The organism is Pseudoxanthomonas sp. 68-E7 (genome assembly GCF_057773145.1).
On the sequence record NZ_JBYMTI010000008.1, the window covers coordinates 212,525 to 232,500 of the forward strand.

Genomic DNA, 19,976 nt, shown 5'->3' on the forward strand with positions numbered 1-19,976 from the left:
CGTCACATTTCAGCTTGGTTTCACAATTAAATTATTGATTCAAAAGAAGAATATTGTTTTGGCGTTTTTTTCACCAACCACCACGGGAGGCCTGAAAATGGGTCATCGGCGCGTGGAGCATTGGCGACATGCACAGATTTATCCACAGCTTGTGTGGATAAGCTGGAATCTCTTTAGCTCACCTGCACTTGCGTGATCTTCGTCATTTTTTTGACAGATTGATCCCGCAACCCCCACCCCGCCGCGTGGCTTGACCGGCTCGCTACACTGGAGCCGATGTCGCCACCCGTCGTTCTCCGCGTCGCCCTGCCCGTTCCACTGCCCCGGTTGTTCGACTACCACCCGCCTGCGGGCTCGGTCGTCTCGGCCGGCGACGTGGGCCGGCGCGTGCGTGTGCCCTTCGGAGGTCGCGAACTGGTGGGTTGGGTGGCCGGGACCGGCGCATCCGCCGAAGCCGTCGAATTGAAGGCCGCGCAGGAATGGCTGGATGCCTCCCCGCTGCTGCACGGCGAACTGCTGGACTCGCTGCGCTGGCTGGCCCGCTACACCCACGCGCCCCTGGGCGAAACCTTCGCCACGGCCCTGCCCGCGCCCCTGCGCCAGGGCGAGCCCGTACCCGACGCGGAACAGGCCTGGCAATGGCAACTGACCGAGGCCGGCCTTACCGGTCTGGCGCGGCTGCGTGCCGGCAGTCGACCCCGGCAACTGGCGGAATACCTGGCCGCCGGCCCGCAATCGGAGGATCAGCTCGCGGCGCGCATGGAGCGTTGGCGCGAGGCCGCGCGCGCGCTGGCCACGCGGCAACTGGCCGAACGGATCCCGGCGCCGGCCGGTGCCGGGGAAGCCGTGCCGCGCCCGGGTCCGGCACTCAACGAGGAACAGCAGGCTGCCGCCGAAGCGCTGGCCGCCGCCCGCGGCTTCGTCCCGTTCCTGCTCGATGGCGTCACCGGCAGCGGCAAGACCGAGGTCTATCTGGGTGCCATCGCCGCCTGCCTCGCCCGCGGCCGGCAGGCGCTGGTGCTGGTGCCCGAGATCGGACTGACCCCGCAGACGCTGGCACGCTTCCGGACCCGCCTGGGCGTGCCGGTCCACGTCCTGCATTCCGGCCTCAACGACAACGAACGCGCGCGCACCTGGGGCGCATGCGCGCGCGGCGAGGCGCGGGTGATCGTGGGCACGCGCTCGGCAGTATTCACGCCGTTGCCGGAAGCCGGCCTGATCATCGTCGACGAAGAGCACGACGGCAGTTACAAGCAACAGGACGGCATCCGCTATCACGCCCGCGACTTCGCCCTGGTACGGGCCAAGGCGCTGGACGTGCCGATCATCCTCGGCAGCGCCACGCCCTCGCTGGAAACCCTGCACAACGCCCACGGCGGCCGTTACCGGCACCTGCGCCTGCGGCGTCGCGCCGGCGCCGCGCAGCCCCCGCGCGTGCGCGTGCTCGACGTCCGCAAGCGTCCGTTGGAGGCCGGCCTCTCGCGCGAACTGCAGCAGGCCATCCGCCAGGCGCTCGAAGCCGGCGGCCAGGTGCTGGTGTTCAAGAACCGCCGCGGCTACGCACCGGTGCTCTTGTGCCACGACTGCGGCTGGAGCGCGCACTGCAAGCGCTGCGACGCACCGATGACGGTGCACGCCGGTGGCCGCCGCCTGCAATGCCATCACTGTGGCGCGCGCCAGCCGGCGCCGCTGGCCTGTCCCGATTGCGGCGGCCTGGCGTTGCAGCCGCAGGGCATCGGCACCGAACGCCTCGAAGAGCATCTGGTCGCCGCCTTTTCCGATGTACCCGTGCTGCGCATCGATCGCAGCACCACCCAGCGACGCGACGCGCTCGCCAGGCACCTGGACACGCTCGGCGAGCAACCCGGCATCCTGGTCGGCACCCAGATCCTGGCCAAGGGCCATGACCTGCCGCACCTGACCCTGGTGGCGGTGGTCGGCATCGACGAGGGCCTCTTCTCCGCCGACTTCCGCGCCGGCGAGCGACTGGCCCAGCAACTGATCCAGGTCGCCGGACGCGCCGGACGCGCCGACAAGCCCGGCGAAGTCTGGCTGCAGACGCATCATCCGGACCATCCGCTGCTCAACACGCTCATCCAGGGCGGCTACCACGCCTTCGCCGAAGCCGAGCTGGCGCAGCGCGAGGCGGCCGGCTTCCCGCCGTTCGCCCACCTGGCTCTGCTGCGCGCGGAAGCCCAGCAGGTCGATGTGGCACAGGCATTCCTGCTCGCGGCGCGGCAGGTGCTGCGCGATCACGATCCGAAGCTGGACATGCACGGCCCGCTGCCCGCGCCGATGCCGCGCCGCGCCGGCTACCACCGCGTGCAGCTGGTGCTGTCCTCGCCGGAGCGGCGCCTGCTGCACCGGCTGCTCGATGCCGCCATTCCGCAGCTATACGCCTCGCCGGAAGCGCGCCGGGTGCGCTGGTCGCTGGACGTGGATCCACTGGATTTGTACTGAGGGAAGACCCGTCCGGCGTCGCCCTGCGTGCGGCACAGTGGGCGCTTCCCGGCTTGCCTCATGCAATCGGTGAGGCACAAACCCAGGCATGGTCGCCCGCGCCCCGGCGTCCTCCGGAAAAAAATGACGCTCGGCCGCCACGGAGCGCGGTTGGGAACCAGACACGCCCGGAAACCACCCCGGCGCGCGGCTTTCCCTACCCTTCCTGGAGATGCGTCCATGCAAGCCCCGCAACCTGCTTCCGTTTTTCCCGCCCGCCCGCGCCTGCGTCCGCTGGCGCTGGTCCTGTCCCTGCTGATCACGTCGCCGGCCTGGGCCGGCGATGTCTGCGATCTGGCCACCGCCGGCGAGGACGGCGCGGGCGCGGCGGCTCCCGGCAACAACTCGTTGGCCTGCGGCACCAATGCCAACGCGTCCATCGGCGGCGTCGCGCTGGGCACCAGCAGCGTGGCCACCTTCGAGAGCACCGCGCTGGGCACCAGCGCCCTCGCCACCGGCTTCGGCAGCACCGCCCTCGGCACTTGGCGCGATCTCAACAACGACGGCCTGGTGGGACTGGATGAGATCACCATCGCCAGCGGCCAGCGCGCCACCGCGGTCGGTGCCTCGGCGCAGGCAACCAACGATTTCGCCACCGCGCTGGGTGGCAATGCCACCGCGTCTGGCCGAGGCAGCCTGGCCATCGCCGGCGACGCCAGCGGCGAGTCCGCCATCGGTGTTCTGGGCGATGCCTCCGGCGGCCATAGCATCGCGGTCGGCTGGGCCAGCCGCGCCACCGCTGATGGCGGCACCGCCATAGGCCGCTATGCCGAATCGACGGGGGGCGACAGCACCGCATTGGGCGCGCACAGCTACGCCGATGGCGAAGACAGCACGGCAGTGGGTTATTCGAGCCGCGCCGGCGGCGCGGGCAGCGCGGCGGTCGGCACGTTCGCCACGGCGCTCGGCCGCAGCGCGATCGCCATTGGCGAGAACAGCGAAGCCGGCGGCGAAAACGGTACCGCGGTGGGCGGCTGGCGCGACGTCAACGGCGATGGTATCCGCCAGAACGAGGAATCCACCGAGGCCGCCGCGCTCGACAGCAGCGCGTTCGGTGCCGGCGCCAAGGCCAATGCGGAATCGACCAGCGCGTTCGGCGCCGGCTCGGCCATCCATGCCCAGAACGGCACCGCGCTGGGCGCGCACAGCATGGTCACGACGCAGGGCGACAACGCCGTGGCGTTGGGTACGGGTTCGATCGCCGATCAGGCCAACACCGTCTCGATCGGCAGCGTCGGCGGCGAGCGCCGCATCGTCAACGTGGCCGCCGGCACCGGCGCCACCGACGCGGTCAACCTGTCGCAGTTGCAGGCTACCCTGGCGACGGCCAATGCCTACACCGACACCGCGGTGGCCACCGGCGGCACCGCCGCCAACGCCTATACCGACAACCGCGAGGCCGCCATCCGCGACGACATGGAAGCCGGCGATGCCGAAACGCTGTCGGCGGCCAACGCCTACACCGACAACCGGATCGCGCAGTTGGTGGGCCTGGATGCAGGCACGATCAACGATCGTTTCGACAACATCGATCGCAGGCTGCAGCACCAGGATCGCCGCATCGATCGCCAGGGAGCGATGGGCTCGGCCATGCTCAACATGGCCATCAACGCCGCCGGCTCGCAGAGTCCGCGTGGACGCGTCGCCGTGGGCGCGGGCTTCCAGGGCGGCGAGCAGGCGTTGTCGGTCGGCTACGGCCGCCGTATCGGCCAGCGCGCGTCATTCTCGCTGGGAGGTGCCTTCAGCGGCAGCGAGAAGTCCGCCGGCATCGGTTTCGGCGTCGATCTCTGACGCCATGCGGCTGGCCCCATGGCGCTCGTTTCCGAAAGGCCTTCATGGTGCACGACGCAACGCGCGTCGTGCACCGGAGGTCACAGGCGCGCCCGCGCCGCCGCGATCCGCCGCAACTCCTCCGCGTGCGGGCTGAGCTGTCGCCGCAACGGCGCCTCGGCGCTGGCCAGCTCGCGCCGCGCGTTGGCGAGATCGCCCGACGCCAGCAGCGCCTCCGCGTACGGCACGCGCAGTTGCGCGGTCACCGCGCTGTCCGCGCCGGTGAATCCGGCCGACATCGCCACCGCGCGTTTCCACTCGGCCAACGCTTCCGGCGCGCCACGCCGGCTGGCAATCTCGGCCAGCAGCGACTGCCGTTCCAGCGCCGCGGAAGGATTGTCGGCCGGGACCTCCGGCAGAGATGCCCGTGCTTCGTCCCAGCGCCCCTTCCGCAACAGCCATTCGGCTTGGACCAGCCGCGTGTTTATCCGCTCCGGTGAATCGCTGTCGGCGCTGAAGAATCCCTGCCAGGCGGGCAGCGCGCGTTCCATCAGCGCGCTGGCTTCCGGCATCCGCCCCATCCGTGCCAACACCCGCGCCCAGTAGACCTCGTTGCGGACACGGGTGCGATCACCGGCAGGGCGACGCGCGCGCCGGATCTCGGTGGCGATGCGATACAGCGGCTCGGCCGCGGCCAGATCGCCGCGTTGTTCCTCCAGCGTGGCCAACTGGCTGGCCACCACCGCGTAGTCGATGCTGTCCCTGCCCAGCACCCGCTCGGTGATCCCCAGGGCCTCGCGATAGTGGTGGCCGGCGCCGATGTAATCGCCGGATTGCTGCAACACCATCGCCAGTTTCATTTCGGTATCGGCGACGCGTTCGCTCTCGCGGCCAATCAGCGCCTCGGCCAGCGCCACGTTCTCGCGCAGCAGCTGCGCCGCTTCGGTGAAGCGGCCACGCGAGGCCAGCACCATCGCCAATCCCTGCCGGCTGGTGTGCAGGGTCACGCTGCGCGGCGCCTTCCGCACCTTGATCGCCAGGGCACGGCGATAGTGGGACTCGGCCGCGTCGGCATCACCTTCGGTGCGATACAGCAGCGCCATGTTGTGCAGCAGGCCGGCGGTTTCCAGCGAGTCCGGACCGTACACCTGCAGGTGCAGCTTCAGCGCCTGCGCGTAGGCGGCCTGGGCGCCGGGAAAATCCACCGCCGTCTTCTTCGCCAGCCCCAGCACGTTGTAGGCATCGGCGAGCGCCGCCGGCGTGCGATCGTGCGCCGTCCGCAACGCCAGCGAACGCTCGGCGGCCGCCAGCGCGTCGTCGGCGCGCATCTGGTTGCTCATCAGCGTGGAAAGATGGCTGTAGGCCTGCGCGGCCAGATCCGGGCGCCCGATCGACGGCTGCTGCAAGGCGTCGCCAGCCTGCCTGAGCATGGCTTCGGCCCGCTTCCGCTCGCCCAGGTTGGCATAGGCGCGGCCCAGCACCAGGCGCATGCGCGCCAGTACCGCCGGGCTCTGCGCCAGTTCGGCGTCCACCTTGGCGACCCCCACGTCCAGCACGTTGCGTGCGGTCGGCTCCTCCGTGCCCTTCGCCCCGCGCATGCGCGGGTCCGCGGCATTGAACGTATCCACCAGGAAGTCACTGACCTGCTCGGCGGTCGCGGCTTCGCGCTCGGCGCGCGCGCGCTCGACCTCCAGCCGACCGACGAAGGCCATCGCAACAACGGATGCCGCGCCCGCCAGCGCGACCGCGCGCCAATGACGGCGCCCCCAGCAACGCAGGCGGTAGGGAAACGTCGCCGCGCGCGCGGTGATCGGATGGTAGCTGCGGTGGCGCTGCAGATCGCCCGCCAATGCTTCCACCGAGGGGTATCGCGACGCCGGTTCGATCGCGCAGGCGCGCGCCACGATGGCGTCGAGATCCCCGCGCAGATGGCGGCGCCAGGGGCAATCCGCCGCCGCGGCTTCACTCGGCGCCGCGATGGGCTGGAACGCATCCTGGAGGCCCCGCTCGATGCGCCTGCCCGCCAGCAGTTCCGCCAGCAGCACGCCCAGGCTGAACACGTCGCTCGCGGTATTCACCGGTGCGCTGCCGCTGCGCAGCTCCGGGCTGGCGTACGCCGGCGTGCAGAACCCGGCCGCCTCCTCGCCGCCGGCGCCCATCCAGCGGGCGATGCCGAAATCCAGCAGTACCGGTTCACCGTCGGCACGAACGAGCACGTTGCTGGGTTTGAGATCGCAGTGGACCACCAGTTGCCGGTGCGCGGCCTGCACCGCCTCGCAGACCTTCAGGAACAGGTTGATGCGCGCATCCAGATCGAGGCCGTGCGCCTGGCAATACGCATCCAGCGCCACACCCTCGACATACTCCATCACCAGATAGGGCTGTCCCGCCGGGGTGGTGCCACCATCGTACAACCGCGCGATGTTGGCATGCCTGAGATCGGCCAGGATCTGGCGCTCGGCGATGAGCCGCTGCACCAGCGCGGGATCGGCCAGCGCGCTGCGCAGCAGCTTGATCGCCACGCACTGCCGGAACGATTCGTCATCGCGTTCGGCGACGAACACCGTGCCCATGCCGCCACTGGCCAGCCGCCGCACCAGGCGCCAGGGACCGATGCGCTCGCCCACGTTGAGCTCGGGTTCCGGCGAGGCACTCAGCAGATCGCGCAGCGGCTCCAGCGCCCGCTCGAAACTGGCGGTGCGCGCCTGCAGCATCGCCATCGCCTCTTCGATCAGCACCGGGTCGTCGCTGACGCGCTCCAGCTCCTCACGCCATCGGGAAGGCGGCAGATCGCAGACGGATTCGAACAGGTGCCGCAAAGACTCCCAGTGCACGGATTCCATCGTCTCCCCCCAGGAACGCGTGGCCGATCAGGCCAGTTCCTTGCGCAACCAGGCCTTGGCCACCTTCAGATCGCGATCGATGGTAGAGGCGGAGACCCCCAGCACACAGGCGATTTCGTCACGTTCCATGCCGCCGAAATAGGCCATTTCCAGGCCCTGGGCCGCCCGCGGGTCCCTGCGGGCCAGGCGCTGCAGCGCCAGGTCCAGCGCCAGGACGTCGAACGCATCCTCCCCCGCGGCCGATTCGGCATGCGAGAGCGTGAGCATCGCCACCTCGCCGCCCCGCTTCTCGGCCAGTTGCGCGCGCGCATGATCGACCATCACCGCGCGCATCTTCAGCGCCGCCATGGCAAAGAAGTGCGCGCGATCCTGCCAGTCGATCTCGTGATCGAGCAGGCGCATCATCGCTTCGTTGACCACCGCGGTGGGCTGCAGGGTGTGGCACGCGCCATGCCGGTGCCAGCGCATCCGCGCCATGTCGCGCAGCGTGTCGTAGACGTCGGACAGCAGGCGGTCCCGCGCCATCGCATCGCCGGCGCGCCAGCCCTGCAGCAAGCGGGTGAGGTTGTCTCCCATCGCCCCTCCATCGCGGCCCGGCAAGGAGGCCGAGCGCATGGTAGCGAAGTTCTTCGGCGCGGCGTATTGCATGGTGGGATCAACGGGGTTTTCCCGCCACGGCGGACAGGCCGGCCGGTTCCCGGTGGTCGCTCTTCACCCGGGACCGCCCTGATTCGCGTCAAGGGCGTCATCACGAAACTGTCCGCGGCATTCCGGCGGGACACCCACGAAGGTCATGCATACGCCGGCGCTTCACCGCGGGATTGGCGAAAGGGCGCGCCCGCAGGACGCGTCCCATCGCCCCGCAATCTGGCTTACCAGCTGAAACCCGCGCCCGCCGACACGCTCTTCTCGCCCCCACCGAATGCCGCGCCAATCGAAACGCTGGCACGGTTTCCGACCACGCGCTGATAGCCGATCGCCATCGCCTGTTCGCCGCCTTGTGAACCCACGCCCACGCCAACCCGGTTCCTGCCTGCAAGACCTGCGGTGTTCATTGCCATGCCGGCATAGGCGCCGCTCATCGCGGCCATCTTGTCGAGCCGGCGGTCCATCTGGTTGATGCGGCGATCCACGTCGCCGCGAAAGGCTTCGAAATCATCCGCCAGCCCGGTGAGTTCGGAGAAGCGGGCATCGGTGTACGCATTCGCGGAAGCGAGCGTCGCCGCATCGCCGGCGTCGGCATGATTCCTGGCGGTGTCCAGTGTCTGTGCGTCGCCCGCGTCGGCGTGGCTACGCGCCGCGTTCAACGTCTGCACGTCACCCGCGTCGGCGTGGCTACGCGCCGCATTCAACGTCTGCACGTCGCCCGCGTCGGCGTGGCTACGCGCCGCGTTCAACGTCTGCACGTCACCCGCGTCGGCGTGGCTACGCGCCGCATTCAATGTCTGCACGTCGCCCGCGTCGGCGTGGTTGTTGGCAGCGGTCAGTGCGTTCGCGGTCGCGGTGTCCGCATAAGCCTGGGCATCGGCCAGGGTGGTCGCGCTGCCCGTTGCGATGTCGGCGCGGACTGCCGCTTCGCGGGCATCGGCATAGCCATTGGCCGAAGCCAGCGTCGCGGCATTGCCGCTGTTCATCTGCGAAACGTTGACAGCATCGTTCGCCGCGGTACCCGCCGCGACATTGATGACACGACGCTGCGAGGTCGCGGACCCTACCGCGACGACATTCGCCGCCCCGTCGTCGTCGCTGCCGGCCCCCAAGGCCACGGAGTTTCCGCCCGTGGCGCTGGCCCCGTTGCCCAGCGCGGTGTTGCCGTTCGTGCCTGCCGTACCCGGCCTTTGCCCGAAACCGCAGCACCCGTCCGGTCCGTCCCCCCCCGACCCGGCCACGCTGTTGTTGCCCAACGCGATGTTGTCATTGCCGCCAGCGCCGCCGGCACCCCCCGTCCCCCCCGCGTAACCGTCGCCGGCATTGCCTCCCAGCCCGGCCTGGCTGTTCTCGCCGATGGCGATGTTGCGCGAGCCCCCCGCGCCGCCAATCCCCCCAGTGCCGCCAGCCGTTCCGTTCGCCCCATTGCCGCCGTCGCCGGCCTGCGCGTTGCTGCCGATGGCGGTATTGCCGGTGCCGCCGGCCCCCCAGGCCGAACTGGTCCAGCCGGACTGGTTGGGTCCGGGCTCGCCGGCACCGCTCGCGGAACTCCCCGCGCCGCATGCGATGTCCTGGCTGCCTGGATTCTGGGTACAGGGCTCGGTGCCGGTCCCACCGGTTGCCTGCGCGAGTGCCGCAGGCATCGGCGCCATCAGCGCCGCGGCCAGAAGCAGAGCACAGATTCCGGGTACACGGACGGAAACCGTCGGCAATCGACGGCGGGCGGGGCGGACGGAATCCATGAGATGCGCTCCAGAGTGGCTGACAGGAACCCCGGGAAGACCTGTTGCCTTCCGGGCGCGCAAGAGCCTGCCTTCGTCGCCCGCATCCGGATATCCCCGGAATCAGGTAGTCCCGCTCCCGCTTGCGTGCACCACTCAGGCCAGTACCGGAAACTCCAACTGCAGCCGGGTGCCGCCGGTGTCCGAGTCGATGAGGAGCTGCCCGCCGAGCCGCCGGGCCCGCGCCCGCATGCTGCCCAGTCCGGCCCCACGCATCCGCGTGTCGCCCTCCTCCCGCAACCCCTGCCCGTCGTCCTCGATATGCAACCGCAGGTGGTCATCCGTCCTGGCCAGGCGGACGCTCACCTGGCGGGCCCGGCTGTGCTTGAACACGTTGGTCAGCGCCTCCTGCAACAACCGCATCAGATCCAGGCTGCGGGCCGGGCCCAGTTCGATGCCATCCAATCCTTCCAGTTGCCACCGGCTGTCGATATCGGCGGTCTCCAGCAATCGGCCCAGGCGGTGTCGCAGCGGCGCCAACTGAGCCGCCAGCGCCGCGTGCTCCCGGGCCGTGCTGTCGATCACCAGCCGCAGATCATCGCGCATCTCTTTCAGCGTGCCCACGATCTGCGCCTTGGTCGTCTCTTCCGGCGCGTTCTCCAGTTGGGCGATGGCACCCACCAGCGTGCCACCGAAACCATCGTGCAGATCGCGCACCAGTTGCAGCCGTTCTCCCGCCCGTCCATGCGCCAGTTCCAGCGCATGCTGCTGCGTCAGCGTCTCCGACAGCCGCGAGGTCGCGGCCGACACTTCCCGTTGCAGTTCCTGGTTGAATCCCTCGATGCGCCGCATCGCGGTGACGAAGCGATGGGACAGCACGAAGCCGATGCCGATCAGGGTCAGCACGGAAGTGAGGCTGAGCAGGTAGGTATCGCTGTGTACCCATCCGAAGAACAGCGCGAAGTCATAGAACGACACCAGCACCGGCAGCAACAGGCAGGCCGCCAGTACCAGGAAATCAATCCGGCGCCGGCGCCAGGCCTGCACCAGGAAGTAGCCGATGCCGGCGTAGAAGAACAGGCCGCCCAGCACGATCCACGGCGTGCGTGCCGGCCCCATCCAGGCGGGCGCCAGCAGGGCGGTCGACACGGCGATCACGCTGGCCAGCGCCATCATCGCCTCGATGCGCGGGAACCGCTTTTCCGCATAGCGGAACAGGAACAACGTGTAACTCGCACCGGTCACCAGATACATCGCCGCCACGAAGGCCTGCCAGCCATCGGTGGTGGAGAACGGCCAGGGACTGGACACGATGTAATTGGCGCCATACAGCGATCCCGCCAGCTCCGACAGCGCGAACCAGCCGTAGACCGAATCCTGCCGCCGGAACAACCACAGCATCAGGAACAGGCCCCCCATCACCACGCTCATGGCGACATTGATCAGCTTGATGTCGTGGCGCGCGAAACGCTCCTGCCGGTACAGTGCCTGCACCGCGGCGGGCTCGCCGACCGTCACCGTGCCGAATCCCGGCTGGTATGCGGCCAGCCCCGAGACCCGCACCAGCAAGGTGTTCTCGCCCTGTCGAAGCAGCGCCGCCGGAATCAACTGGTAGTACGGCGCCACCCACGCCCGCGAAAGCGGCTCGACCAGGACCGGATCGCGCGCGACCAGATTGCCGTTGACGTAGATCGCACCGGACAGGCAGATGTAATTCACCAGCAGGCCGACCGGCTGGCGGGTGTCGGCTTGTTGCCACTTCAGGCGATACCAGACGACGCCATCGTGATCGGGCCAACGCGCGTCCCAGAAGTCCACCAGTTGCACGGCTTCCCAACTGTCGGTTGGCGGCGCGGCAGCCTCCCAGTCCGATCGCGCCGCCTCGGCGCGATCAATGGTGATCGCGGGTAGCGTTTGCGCGTTCGCCAGCCAGGGCCACAGCAGGCACAGCAGGATCACCCATCCCCGCAGGATCACGGCAGCAGTCCCATCGCCCGGGCCTCGAACACCGCCGCGGTGCGCGATCCGACCGCGAGCTTGCGGTAAATGTTCTTGGTATGGCACTCGATGGTGAGCCGGGACAGCGACAACAGCTCCGCCATCTCGCGGTTGCTGAATCCCTGCGCCACCAGTCCCAGGATCTCGTGCTCCCGCTCGGACAGATAGACGTCCTTTCCGATCTCCCGCGACAGCGCCGCAGCGGGAGCCTTCGTCGCCGCCGGCCACAACGCCAGGATGCGGCGCGCGATCATCGGATCGATCGGCGCGCCACCACTGCGCAGGCTTTTCAGGGACATCAGGATCTCGGCGTCATCGCGTTCCTTCAGCAGGTAACCGACCGCGCCGGCACGCACCCCGGCCAGGATGGTTTCCTCCTCCGCCCACGCGGACACGATGACCGCCTGCGTCGCCGCCGCATGCCGCTGCATCCAGGCGATGAGGTCGATACCACTGCCATCGGGCAATTGCACATCCACCAGGGCCAGTGCGAACGGACGTTCCCGCAGGCAGGAACGCGCGGATGCCAGGCAGTCGACGTCCACGATCCTCGCTTCCGGCTCCGCGACCGCGGCCACCAGTCGCGAAATCCGGCGGCGTACGCCGGGATCGTCCTCGATGACCAGCACTGCATCCAGTGTGATCGGCTGTGGTTGCATCATTCCCCCTGCGCCGACGCAGCCTCGATGGCGCCGGCAACCCAGTCTAACGTGCCTTGAAGAACTCGCGTGCTGCACGGGTGCTCGCTTTCCGCTTGCGTATGCCCGTGTCCATGCCAGAATTCGCTGCATGGATACTGTCGTTTTTTCCCTATCGACGTTCCCGTTGCCTTCCAACGGGCGGGATTCCGGCTCGTCGCATGCCAATGGAGCATCGCGATGAGTACCCCTCGCCCGCATGTGGTCATTGTCGGTGGCGGCTTTGCCGGCCTGTGGGCGGCACGGGCACTGGCCAGGGCGCCCGTCCGGATCACCCTGATCGACCGCCGCAACCATCACCTCTTCCAGCCGCTGCTCTACCAGGTGGCCACTGCCGGCCTGTCGGCGCCCGACATCGCGGCGCCGCTGCGCCATATCCTGCGCCGCCAGGCCAATGTGGAAGTGCGCCTGGCGGAAGTCACCGCCGTGGATGCGTCATCGCGCCAACTAAGGCTGGGTGACACCAGCGTCCTGGACTATGACTACCTGCTGCTGGCCACCGGCGCCACCCATGCCTACTTCGGCCACGACGAATGGGCCCAACATGCGCCCGGGCTGAAGACGCTGGACGACGCCCTGCGGCTGCGCCGCCACCTGCTGGTCGCTTTCGAGCGCGCCGAAGCCGAGCCCGACCCCGCCCGTCGCGCGGCATGGCTCAACTTCGCCATCGTCGGCGGCGGTCCCACCGGTGTCGAACTCGCGGGAACACTCGCCGAGATTGCGCGGCATACGCTGAAGAACGAGTTCCGCAACATCGATCCGGGCGAGGCGCGCGTGCGCCTGATCGAGGCCGGCCCGCGCGTCCTGGCTTCATTCCCGGAAGATCTTTCCGGGCGCGCTCGCCGCCAGCTGGAAAAACTGGGCGTGGAAGTCAGCACCGGCGTGCCGGTCACCGCCATCAGCGACACGGGTTATCAACTGGGCGACAGTTTCGTACCGGCCCGCACGGTGGTGTGGGCGGCCGGCGTCGCCGCGTCCCCGCTCGCGCGCTCGCTGGGGGTTCCCCTGGATCGGGCCGGACGCGTGATCGTGCAGGCCGACCTCAGCGTGCCGGGTCATCCCGAGATCTTCGTTGGTGGCGATCTGGCGTCCGTGCAGAGCGACGGGCGTCCGGTACCCGGCGTGGCTCCCGCGGCCAAGCAGATGGGGCGGCACATCGCGGCGGCCGTACGGTCACGGTTGGCCGGGAAGCCTGCCACGCCGTTCCGCTACAAGGATTTCGGCAACCTCGCCACCATCGGCCGGATGGCGGCCGTGGTGCACCTGGGCCGGCTGAAACTGTCCGGCCTGCTGGCCTGGTGGTTCTGGCTGGCCGCGCACGTGTTCTTCCTCATCGGCTTCCGCAACCGGCTGGTCGTGTTGCTCAACTGGGCGTGGGCTTACTGGAGCTACCAGCGTGGCGCGCGCATCATCTTCGGCGCCGCCGGGGAAGAACCACCGGATCAATGACGATCCACGCGCGCCGCGAAGCAACCGGGGCGTGCGTTGTGCAGGTGCAGGTAGTTCACCTCGACGCGCTGGAAGAAGCCTTCGATCGCCTGGACCAGTTGGGTACCCTCCACGACCTCGGAGGCCTGCATCCAGCCGTCGGCATCGTAGGCTCGCACGGACAGCAGTCGACGCAGGAAGGACTCCGGTATCCGGTTCTCGAACACCGCGGCTTCGCCGGCACGCTCGCGCACGAAGATCGGTCCGCCCGCGCGATACGGGCCGGCTACGTCATGATGCTGGAACGGCAACAGCAGCAGGACCTCGCCCACCCGGGCGTTGTCCAGCGAAACCCTGCACGGGAAGCCGCGATCGCTGTCGGCAACGACACGCCGCATCGATTGGCGCCCCAGCGCCGCGTCATCCAGCGGCCAAAGGTGGGTGAACAGGTCGGGCGACAGGCCGGTGATGCGGTAGGACATGGCGGAAACTCCTAAGGGGGCCTGCAGCATCCCCCGTGTGCGGATGCGTCGCCATCCGGTTCTTGCGCGCCCAAAACGAAACGGCCCCGTTTCCGGGGCCGTCGTGGATTGCGTCGGGTCCGTTCGCTCAGGCGGCGAACAACGCCTTCATCTTCTTGAGCGCATTGGCTTCGATCTGGCGGATGCGTTCGGCGGACACGCCGTACTCATCGGCCAGTTCCTGCAGCGTGATCTTGCTGTCCGCATCCAGCCAACGGCGCTTGACGATATCGCGCGAGCGCTGGTCCAGGCCGGCCAGGCCCTCGCGCAGCAGTTCAAGCTGGTTGTCCTCGCTGTCGGCGCGCTCGTAGGCCTGCGACGGATCCTCGTCGCCCGCCACCAGGTAGTTCACGGGCGACGGCGGGGCATGATCATCGTCCTCGTCACCCGGCGCATCGAAACCGATGTCGCGTCCGGACAAGCGCGATTCCATCTCCAGCACTTCGCGCTCGGACACGTTGAGGTCCTTGGCGACGGCACTGACTTCCTCGGCATTCATCCAGCCCAGGCGGGTCTTGGACTTGCGCAGGTTGAAGAACAGCTTGCGCTGCGCCTTGGTGGTCGCGACCTTGACGATGCGCCAGTTCTTCAGGATGAACTCGTGCATCTCGGCACGGATCCAGTGCACGGCGAAACTCACCAGGCGCACGCCCATGTCCGGATCGAAACGCTTCACCGCCTTCATCAGGCCGATGTTGCCTTCCTGGATCAGGTCGCCCAGCGGCAACCCGTAGCCGTTGTAACCCCGGGCCACATGCACCACGAACCGCAGGTGCGAGTGCACCAGTTCGCGGGCGGCATCCAGGTCTTCGTCTTCGCGGTAGCGACGGGCCAGCGCCTGCTCGTCATCGACCGTCAGCACCGGAATCTGGTGCACGGCACCGATATAGGCCTCGAGTGAACCGAGCGCACTGGGGATGGGGAGGCTGTTGGCCACCAGGGCGGTGGCGGGAGCATTCTGGGTCATGGGGGTCATCTTAGCAGTCGGGTTGTTTGACTGCTAACCGGTAAAAGAGTTCCCCATCATTCCGGATCTGGAACGATGGACCAAAGATGTTCAGGTTCTGTAAGGGAAACGGCAACAGTGCCGACATCCCGGCCAGCTTAGGACCAGAACTTTAAATTTTGTTTTAAATCAATTGGTTGACCTTTAGCGTGCTATCCACATGCTGGGCCCCGGGCGGCAGTGGCGTCCGGGACAGTGCAGACGGCAGATCCTGGCCCGCCAGCGGCCGGGCGAACAGGTAGCCCTGCAGCAGGGTCACCCCGTGCCGGATCAGCGCATCGGCCTGTGCCCGGGTTTCCACTCCTTCGGCGACAACATCCAGATCCATGCGCTCGGCCAACTCCAGGATCGTCCGCAGGATCGGCGTCATGCCGGCGGGTGGGCCCAGCCGGGCGATGAAGCCGCGATCGATCTTCAGGCCATCCACCCGCAGGTCCTGGAGATGGCTGAGGTTGGAATGCCCCACCCCGAAATCGTCGAGCGCGATCCGCACGCCCATCCGGCGGAGTTCTTCCAGCACCGCGTGCACGTCCTCATCCGCTTCCACGCCTTCGCGCTCGGTCAGCTCCAGGACCAGGATGATCCTGTCTTGCGGAAAGACAGACAGAAAGCGCTGACACTGTTCGGGCAACCATCGCCCGGCCAAGTGCGCAGGCGTGATGTTGAAGGAAACATGGAAGCCCACCGGCAGCTGCGGAAGCATGCCCGCGAGCTCATGGGCGGCCCGCTCCATCAGGTACCCCGTCGCGGGCAGGATAAACCTGGATCGTTCCAGGCCAGTCATGAAGCTGTCGGGCGCCAGCAGGCCCCGATTCGGATGCAGCCAGCGCGCCAGTACTTCCACACCTGCCCATTCCATGTCCGCGGCACGTACCAGCGGCTGGTAGTAGGGAACGAACTCGCCTTTCCGGATGGCGCGCTCGTATTCGCGGTGCCGGCCCTGCCGGCGGGGCATCAGGCGGTGAATCAGATAGCCGCCGGGAATACCGGCGAGCAACACCAGCAGGACACCAACGTGGAACGAACGCCATGGCGGGCGCGGCATCGCGCCTGGCGCATCGGCGACGATTTCGATGGGATAGCGCGATGAAGCGATCGCTGCCGCGTCCGGACGGGTTGGCGACGGTGCAAGTCCATCATTCCCCAACTGCATCCCCGCCACGCGCCATGCGCTGTCGCCAACGTCGCGACCGATTGCTGCCCGCCAGGCATGCCGTGCGTCCACCACGGCGATCACCTGTTGCGATCCCTGCCGCCACCGGTAAAGCAGGAGCGGACGTTCCGGCGCCACCGCGCTGCCGGCAACGAATGCCAATGCTTCCTGGCCACCCCAGAACATCCCCAGGTCCCCGCCGCTTTCACCCGACAGGCTGGCGCAATGGACCTCGCCATCCCGCGCCAGTAGCAGGGAACGCACCTGTGGAACCACGGCAGCCTGCCGGCGTAGTGCCCCGAGCACGCTTTCACAAGGCGCATCGGCAAGCGGCATTGCAGCCACGGCCGCGGCATGGACCTCGTCGAGCATCATCTCCAGTTGCGACAGCACGCGTCGCTGTTCCTGCGAGGTTTCTAGCTGGCGTGTCTGCAGGACATCGTCTTGAAGCAACGACAGTCCCATCCATCCAGGGATCAGGATCACCAGCCAGACAAGCCCCGCACGCGCGAGACGCCTCCACCTGCCCGAGTGGAGACCATGCCCAATTGCGCAACCGGTATCACGCGTACCAACCCAACCGCCCCGCTGCGGGCGGCCAGTCGCTTCGAGCTTGGCGTGAATGGCATGCATGGGTGAAAAGACGTGATGCTTTCATCTGGACGCGCGCAGGATTGCGCAGAGGCCCCCATGGAATGGCAAGGGACCGATGTGTCGCCTTGTGCGGGAGCAGGAAGGAATTCGACCGCGACTTCCATGTCGCGACCTGTAATGTCACCCATCTGATTCCGCGCAGGAATCGGAACTTTCCGAAATGGACGGCAGAAAGCAGAGGCGTCAGGCCCACGCGCGCCCTGCGGCCCTTCCTGTCTTGGGTACGGAAATGAAACGGTGCCTTGTGACTTAAGTCGGCGATGGCGGTGATGGTCCCACCGTGTCGTCGTTCGCGCTGATGGTTGAAAGCCCGCATCGCCGCGCGAAGCGCCGGGAACCGTCGGTGCGGAACGCGCGGCTCATCGCGGCTGGCCTCGGACGGTGGCCGTCTGAACCACCGTGGATGTGCGCGTTGTACGAGCGGTCGGTCGCCCATCCTGTGCCACTGCATGCACTGGACTTTGCGAGCATGCGCGAGGCCGGCGCTCCGCTGGCCTCGCCCTGGCATGAAAGCGTGCGCGGCATCATGGGGCTCGCCATCCCATGACACGGCGGCAGGAAACTCCTACGACTTGGGTACCGGCTGTGCGGCAGCTTCCACGGCACGCATGACCCGCAACAGGTTTCCGCTCCAGATGGCGCGGACATCCGCTTCGGAGTAGCCCTCTTTCAGCAAACGCTCGGTAATCTTCGGCAGTGCCGCGACATCCTCAAGGCCCGCGACACCACCGCCGCCGTCCCAGTCCGCGCCGATGCCCACATGTTGTGGCCCTGCCACTTTCAGGATGTGCAGCAGATGGCGCATGTAGTCCTCGAGCGTTGCCCTGGGTGCGGGATAACGCTGTTCGATCTCGGTGCGTTCCTTGAGATATGCCTGGATCCTGGCGTCGTCCCGGTTGCTCTCGTCGCCATACTTTTCCGCCAGTGCCTCCAGGGCGGATTCGCGCTCGGGATTCTTGGGAATGGAGATCAGGTAGCCACCGTAGGCGTTGACATGGATGACGCCTCCTTTGGCCGCAAGCTTGCGGATGCGTGCGTCATCGATATTGCGCGGATGATCGAAAACCGCGTCGGCGCTGGTGTGCGAGAGCACGATGGGCGTCTTCGAGTATTCCAGCAACTGGTCGAACACCAGATCGCTGGCGTGTGACGCATCCAGGATAAGCCCCAGCCGGTTGGCTTCCGCCACCAGCGCCTTGCCCTTGGGGCTCAGGCCGTTCCACTGCGGGCCTGTAACATCGGTGGAGGAGTCACCGAAATCGTTGTTCTTGACATGGGTGATGCCGAGCATCCGCAAACCGAGCTTGTGATAGAGCTCGATCAGGCTGGGATCGCTCGCCAGCGGAGACGCGTTCTCCATGCTGATGAACGAAACACGCTTGCCGGACGCCGCGATGCGTTCGGCGTCGTCCGCACTCAACGCTAATTCGAAATCGGCGGCATTGGCCGCGAGCATCTCCCTGATTTGGGTCAACCGGATCAGACCGTGATCGCGCGCCTCCCGATTCCCGGCCTCGTCGCGTGCGCCTTGGTCGGTGTAGATGACCCAGAAACCTCCATCCAGGCCGCCTTCCTTCATCCGGGGCAGATCCACCTGGGATTGATCGCCTTCGTGGTCATGACGATCACGGATGCTCCAACCAGGCCGCTGGAAATTGGCCGGCGTATCCAGATGGGTATCCAGCACCAATGCCGATTCATGCAGCTGGCGCGCCTGCGCCGGAGTGAGCCCCTTGTCTGCCGCACACAGCGGCGACGCCAGTGACAGGCCTAGGGCGATGGCCAGAACGCGTTGCTTCATTCCCCTGATCCCCGATGTGTTAGGAAACTCCGATTGTTGGCGATCAGCGCGCAAGAAAAAACCCCCAGCCTTGAGGCTGGGGGTTTTAGGGGTAAAGCCCCTGGCGATGACCTACTCTTGCATGGCTTAGGCCACACTACCATCGGCGCAGCTGCGTTTCACTTCCGTGTTCGGGATGGGAACGGGTGGGACCACAGCGCTAATTTCACCAGGGAGACGGTTGGAGCGTCGCCATCCATAAGGATGAGGCGCCAGTCTCACATAGGGTCTTGTGACGTAGCGGGCATTGGATTCTCATCGACGCTGCCGTCGAGTCCAAGGCCACTTGAGGTTATATGGTCAAGCCGCACGGATCATTAGTATCAGTTAGCTCAACGCCTTGCAGCGCTTACACACCTGACCTATCAACCACGTAGTCTACATGGTTCCTTCAGGGGGCTTGTGCCCCGGGAAGTCTCATCTTGAGGCGCGCTTCCCGCTTAGATGCTTTCAGCGGTTATCGCTTCCGAACATAGCTACCCGGCAATGCCACTGGCGTGACAACCGGAACACCAGAGGTTCGTCCACTCCGGTCCTCTCGTACTAGGAGCAGCCCCTCTCAAACTTCCAACGCCCATGGCAGATAGGGACCGAACTGTCTCACGACGTTCTGAACCCAGCTCGCGTACCACTTTAAATGGCGAACAGCCATACCCTTGGGACCGACTACAGCCCCAGGATGTGATGAGCCGACATCGAGGTGCCAAACACCGCCGTCGATATGAACTCTTGGGCGGTATCAGCCTGTTATCCCCGGAGTACCTTTTATCCGTTGAGCGATGGCCCTTCCATACAGAACCACCGGATCACTAAGTCCTACTTTCGTACCTGCTTGAGCCGTCGCTCTTGCAGTCAAGCACGCTTATGCCTTTGCACACAGTGCGCGATGTCCGACCGCGCTGAGCGTACCTTCGAGCTCCTCCGTTACTCTTTGGGAGGAGACCGCCCCAGTCAAACTACCCACCATACATGGTCCCCGACCCGGATTACGGGCCTAGGTTAGAACGTCAAGCACATCAGGGTGGTATTTCAAGGTTGGCTCCACCACAGCTAGCGCCATGGTTTCATAGCCTCCCACCTATCCTACACAGACGAACTCAACGTTCAATGTAAAGCTATAGTAAAGGTTCACGGGGTCTTTCCGTCTTGCCACGGGAACGCTGCATCTTCACAGCGATTTCAATTTCACTGAGTCTC

The 19,976-nt window shown here is 66.9% G+C and carries 11 protein-coding genes, 2 rRNA genes and 2 pseudogenes (1 of these 15 cut by a window edge); 4 read left to right on the forward strand and 11 right to left on the reverse strand.

What is annotated here, in order from left to right:
* Window positions 1–276: 276 nt before the first annotated feature.
* From AC3DE2_RS18750 to AC3DE2_RS18760, 3 genes and pseudogenes are all read left to right on the forward strand, one after another.
* Window positions 277–2,460, forward strand: a complete 2,184-nt coding sequence (locus AC3DE2_RS18750; protein WP_488427382.1) for a primosomal protein N' — start codon at window positions 277–279, stop codon at window positions 2,458–2,460.
* Between the two features lie 219 nt (window positions 2,461–2,679).
* Window positions 2,680–3,810: pseudogene (locus AC3DE2_RS18755) on the forward strand (hypothetical protein); the annotation flags it as partial.
* Between the two features lie 105 nt (window positions 3,811–3,915).
* Window positions 3,916–4,290, forward strand: a pseudogene (locus AC3DE2_RS18760) (YadA C-terminal domain-containing protein); the annotation flags it as partial.
* A gap of 80 nt (window positions 4,291–4,370) precedes the next feature.
* Here the strand turns inward: AC3DE2_RS18760 and AC3DE2_RS18765 are convergent.
* The 5 genes from AC3DE2_RS18765 to AC3DE2_RS18785 all read right to left on the reverse strand — a co-directional run bounded on the left by AC3DE2_RS18765 (window position 4,371) and on the right by AC3DE2_RS18785 (window position 12,138).
* Entirely contained in the window at window positions 4,371–7,103 is a 2,733-nt protein-coding gene (locus tag AC3DE2_RS18765; RefSeq protein WP_488427383.1) for a protein kinase domain-containing protein, read from the reverse strand.
* A gap of 36 nt (window positions 7,104–7,139) precedes the next feature.
* Window positions 7,140–7,688, reverse strand: a complete 549-nt coding sequence (locus AC3DE2_RS18770; RefSeq protein WP_488427384.1) for an ECF-type sigma factor — start codon at window positions 7,686–7,688, stop codon at window positions 7,140–7,142.
* Between the two features lie 296 nt (window positions 7,689–7,984).
* Window positions 7,985–9,502: a YadA-like family protein gene (locus AC3DE2_RS18775; RefSeq protein WP_488427385.1), complete on the reverse strand. Its 1,518-nt coding sequence runs from the start codon at window positions 9,500–9,502 to the stop codon at window positions 7,985–7,987.
* Window positions 9,503–9,637: 135 nt separating this feature from the next.
* Window positions 9,638–11,458, reverse strand: a complete 1,821-nt coding sequence (locus tag AC3DE2_RS18780; protein ID WP_488427386.1) for a sensor histidine kinase — start codon at window positions 11,456–11,458, stop codon at window positions 9,638–9,640.
* Window positions 11,455–12,138 (reverse strand): response regulator, encoded by a 684-nt coding sequence (locus AC3DE2_RS18785; RefSeq protein WP_488427387.1) that lies wholly within the window; start codon window positions 12,136–12,138, stop codon window positions 11,455–11,457. The genes AC3DE2_RS18780 and AC3DE2_RS18785 overlap by 4 nt, the downstream gene beginning before the upstream one ends.
* Window positions 12,139–12,357: 219 nt before the next feature.
* Here AC3DE2_RS18785 and AC3DE2_RS18790 point away from each other — a divergent pair, with 219 nt between their 5' ends.
* Window positions 12,358–13,626 carry an NAD(P)/FAD-dependent oxidoreductase gene (locus tag AC3DE2_RS18790; RefSeq protein WP_488427388.1) on the forward strand — a complete coding sequence of 423 codons (1,269 nt, stop codon included), beginning with the start codon at window positions 12,358–12,360 and terminating at the stop codon, window positions 13,624–13,626.
* Here AC3DE2_RS18790 and AC3DE2_RS18795 read toward each other — a convergent pair.
* The 6 genes from AC3DE2_RS18795 to AC3DE2_RS18820 all read right to left on the reverse strand — a co-directional run.
* Complete coding sequence (locus AC3DE2_RS18795) at window positions 13,620–14,087, reverse strand: DUF1203 domain-containing protein (RefSeq protein ID WP_488427389.1); 468 nt, start codon at window positions 14,085–14,087, stop codon at window positions 13,620–13,622. The genes AC3DE2_RS18790 and AC3DE2_RS18795 overlap by 7 nt on opposite strands.
* Window positions 14,088–14,214: 127 nt before the next feature.
* The gene (gene rpoH, locus AC3DE2_RS18800; protein ID WP_295376964.1) at window positions 14,215–15,093 is read right to left on the reverse strand and encodes an RNA polymerase sigma factor RpoH; all 879 of its coding nucleotides are present in this window, start codon (window positions 15,091–15,093) and stop codon (window positions 14,215–14,217) included.
* Between the two features lie 163 nt (window positions 15,094–15,256).
* On the reverse strand, window positions 15,257–16,918 hold the full coding sequence (locus tag AC3DE2_RS18805) for an EAL domain-containing protein (RefSeq protein ID WP_488427390.1): 1,662 nt from the start codon (window positions 16,916–16,918) through the stop codon (window positions 15,257–15,259).
* Window positions 16,919–17,504: 586 nt separating this feature from the next.
* Window positions 17,505–18,740, reverse strand: a complete 1,236-nt coding sequence (locus AC3DE2_RS18810; RefSeq protein WP_488427391.1) for a dipeptidase — start codon at window positions 18,738–18,740, stop codon at window positions 17,505–17,507.
* Between the two features lie 98 nt (window positions 18,741–18,838).
* A 5S ribosomal RNA gene (gene rrf, locus AC3DE2_RS18815) occupies window positions 18,839–18,953 on the reverse strand.
* Window positions 18,954–19,075: 122 nt separating this feature from the next.
* Window positions 19,076–19,976 (reverse strand): 23S ribosomal RNA (locus AC3DE2_RS18820) (it continues 1,978 nt past the right edge of the window).